This is a genomic window from Streptomyces sp. NPDC057654 (assembly GCF_042800135.1).
Lineage (GTDB): Bacteria > Actinomycetota > Actinomycetes > Streptomycetales > Streptomycetaceae > Streptomyces.
In genome coordinates, this window is record NZ_JBHVHQ010001017.1 from 1 (window position 1) to 2,826 (window position 2,826).

The window sequence follows — 2,826 nt, forward strand, 5'->3', positions numbered from 1 at the left end:
TCCCGGTACGTCGCGGGCGTACGGGGAAGAAGGGCGCGGGCGTCAGAGCCAGCCGTGCTGTGCGGCCTTGACGCCCGCCTCGAAGCGGCTGCGCGCGCCGAGGCGCTCCATGATCGAGGCCATCATGCGGCGGGAGGTGCGGGTCGAGATGAAGAGCTGGGCGGCCGCGGACTCGTCGGTGTGCCCTTGTGCGATGAGCAGGAGCAGTTCGCGCTCCGGCTCGGACAGCCCGGCCCGGCCGGTCTCGCAGTCCGCGCCGAGCGGGGTGGCGACGTCCCAGACGCACTCGAAGAGCGCGACCAGGGACGCGACCACGCCCGGTCTGGTGAGGCAGAGCGCGCCCTGTCCGGTGTCGGCGGGGTCGACGGGCAGGAGGGCCGTCGCGCTGTCGACGAGGACCATGCCGGGCGGCAGGCTCGGCGTTGTACGGAACTCGCCGCCGCGGGCGGTGAGCCAGCGGGCGTAGTCGAGGGTGGCCGGGTCCCGGCGGATGGCGTCCAGGCCGACGGTGCGGACGGCCGCTCCACGCAGGAGCACCGATTCGTCGTTGCGGCGCGCGGCCGCCAGTGACGACGGCGGCTGGGCGCCGCCGGGCATGAAGGTCACCACGGTGCGGGAGGCGTTGCACGCGAGCTGTTCGATCCGCTGCCGCACGGCCGTGAGGCCGTCGAGCCGCTCGGCGCCGCTCTCGTCACCGGCCGGGTCGCGCATGGTCCCGTCGCGGGCGGTCCGGTTGTTCACGGCCCGCCGCCCGTTCTCCGCCAGCATGCGGGCGATCAGCTGCTGGCTGTCGGCGATCCGCTGCTGCCGCTCCAGCAGTTCCTGCCGCTCGCGGGCCAGCAGTTCCTGGAGGCCCACTATGGGGTCGACGGCGAAGAGCTGGCCGGGGTTTTCGTAGGACTCCCTGAGCAGTCTGCAATCGAAGAGCACGTCCAGAGCGGCACGGATGTCGTCGGTGGACAGCGACAGACGGGCGGCGAGTTCTTCGACGGACAGCTCCTGGTGGCGGAGCATGGCCCGGTAGACGGTTTCGGTATTCCCCTGCACGCCGAGAAACGGAAGCAACGGACGACTCCTTGCGGACACGCGGGTACGGCTCGGTGCTCTTCTCCTGTTCGCCCGAGGAGTGGGGCCTCCTCGTGAAGGCCGAGGCTAACGGGCGGCACGAAGATCGGCTACGGCTCCCGCAGCTCGGCTCCCCCGCGCCGGGCTCGCGCCGCGCCGTTGTCAGTGCCCCGCATTACGCTCGTTTCTCAGTCGCCGTCGGTATGGCACGAGCCGACGGCGGGGGTGGCGGAGCCCTGCCTCCCACGCGTCCGCGTCCACGATCGAGCCTTCCGGATCCTCAAGGGGAGAACCGCTATGAGCAGCGCCGACGACAGCAAGCACGAGGGTTTCACCGCCGAGGAGCGGGCCGCGATGAAGGACCATGCCCAAGAACTGAAGAAGGCGTCCCGCCGCACTTCGCGCGCCGAGAAGGCCGCCGAGGCGAAGCGGGACGTGCTGGCGAAGATCGCCGAGATGGAGGGCTCGGACCGGATCATGGCCGAGCGGGTCCACGCCGTCGTCACCTCCACCGCCCCGGAGCTCGCTCCGAAGCTCTGGTACGGAATGCCGGCCTACGCGCTCGACGACAAGATCCTCTGTTTCTTCCAGAGCGCGGCGAAGTTCAAGGCCCGCTACGCGACGCTCGGCTTCAGCGACCTCGCGAAGCTGGACGAGGGCACGATGTGGGCGAACGCCTTCGCCCTGACCGAGGTGACGGATGAGGTGGAGGCACGCATCAGCGCCCTCGTGAAGCAGGCGGTGAGCTGAGCCGAGCGCCCGGCGGCTCCGGTATCAAGCCTTGAGGAAGCTGACTCCGGTGAGCTTCTCGGACAGCTCCCACAGTCGGCGGGCGGTGTCGGTGTCGTGGAGGGCGCGCTCCCGGTCGCGCCGGACGGGCTCGCCGCGCAGTTGCAGCGGCCCGTCGGGCACGACGTACGTTCCGCCGGTCAGGTCGGCGACGGTCGCCGCGTACAGGGAGGTCTTGGCGCCTTCGGGGGTGGGGCGGAAGGCGACGCGGATCAGGAGGCGGATCAACGTCTGGTAGATCCGCCCCCGGTCGCTGTTGGCACCGCCGGTGAGCACGTTGGTGCGGGTGAGTCCGGGGGCGACGGCCATGCTGCGCAGCGTCAGGCCGGCGGCGTCGGCGCGGCGTTGGAGCTCGGCGGCGAAGTAGAGATTGGCCCGCTTGGACTGCCCGTAGGCGGCATCGGTGCGATACCGGCGTTCGGCGTTGAGGTTGGACAGGTCGAGGCGGGCGAATCGCTGGCCTTCGCTGCTGACGGCGACCACTCGGGGATCGGGCGCGGCGAGCAGGTGGGGCAGGAGCAGTCCGGTCAGGGCGAAGGAGCCCAGGTGGTTGATCCCGAACTGCGACTCGAAGCCGTCGGCGGTCCGGGCGAACGGCACCATCGCCACACCGGCGTTGTTGACCAGCAGGTCGAGCCGGCCGTGGCCCCAGCCGTCGGCGAAGGCACGGATGGAGGCGAGGTCGGCCAGGTCGAGGCGGCGCACCTCGGCCCGCGCGCCGGGCGTCTCGGCAAGCAGCCGGCCCAGCGCCGCCCGCCCCCGTTCGGGGCTGCGGCAGGCCAGCACGACATGGGCGCCGCGACGGGCGAGCACCCCGGCGGTGACCTCGCCGATGCCGCTGTTGGCCCCGGTCACCACTGCCAGGCGGCCGGACTGGTCGGGGATGGAGTCGAAGGTCCAGGTGCGGGGAACACGGGGCATGGCCCTGCCTCTCCTCGGTCAAGGGCGTCCGGCACACTGCCGGTCGGAAGT

At 71.5% G+C, this 2,826-nt stretch carries 3 protein-coding genes; 1 reads left to right on the top strand and 2 read right to left on the bottom strand.

Features of this window, described 5'->3' with window-relative positions:
• Nucleotides 1–42: 42 nt before the first annotated feature.
• Complete coding sequence (locus tag ACFU99_RS39770) at nucleotides 43–1,065, bottom strand: LuxR C-terminal-related transcriptional regulator (protein WP_384402451.1); 1,023 nt, start codon at nucleotides 1,063–1,065, stop codon at nucleotides 43–45.
• 297 nt (nucleotides 1,066–1,362) lie between these two features.
• On the opposite strand from ACFU99_RS39770, the gene ACFU99_RS39775 reads away from it, so the two are divergent.
• Nucleotides 1,363–1,815, top strand: a complete 453-nt coding sequence (locus ACFU99_RS39775) for an iron chaperone (RefSeq protein WP_384402454.1) — start codon at nucleotides 1,363–1,365, stop codon at nucleotides 1,813–1,815.
• A gap of 24 nt (nucleotides 1,816–1,839) precedes the next feature.
• On the opposite strand, the gene ACFU99_RS39780 is transcribed toward ACFU99_RS39775, so the two are convergent.
• Complete coding sequence (locus ACFU99_RS39780) at nucleotides 1,840–2,775, bottom strand: oxidoreductase (protein WP_384402457.1); 936 nt, start codon at nucleotides 2,773–2,775, stop codon at nucleotides 1,840–1,842.
• Nucleotides 2,776–2,826 lie beyond the last annotated feature (51 nt).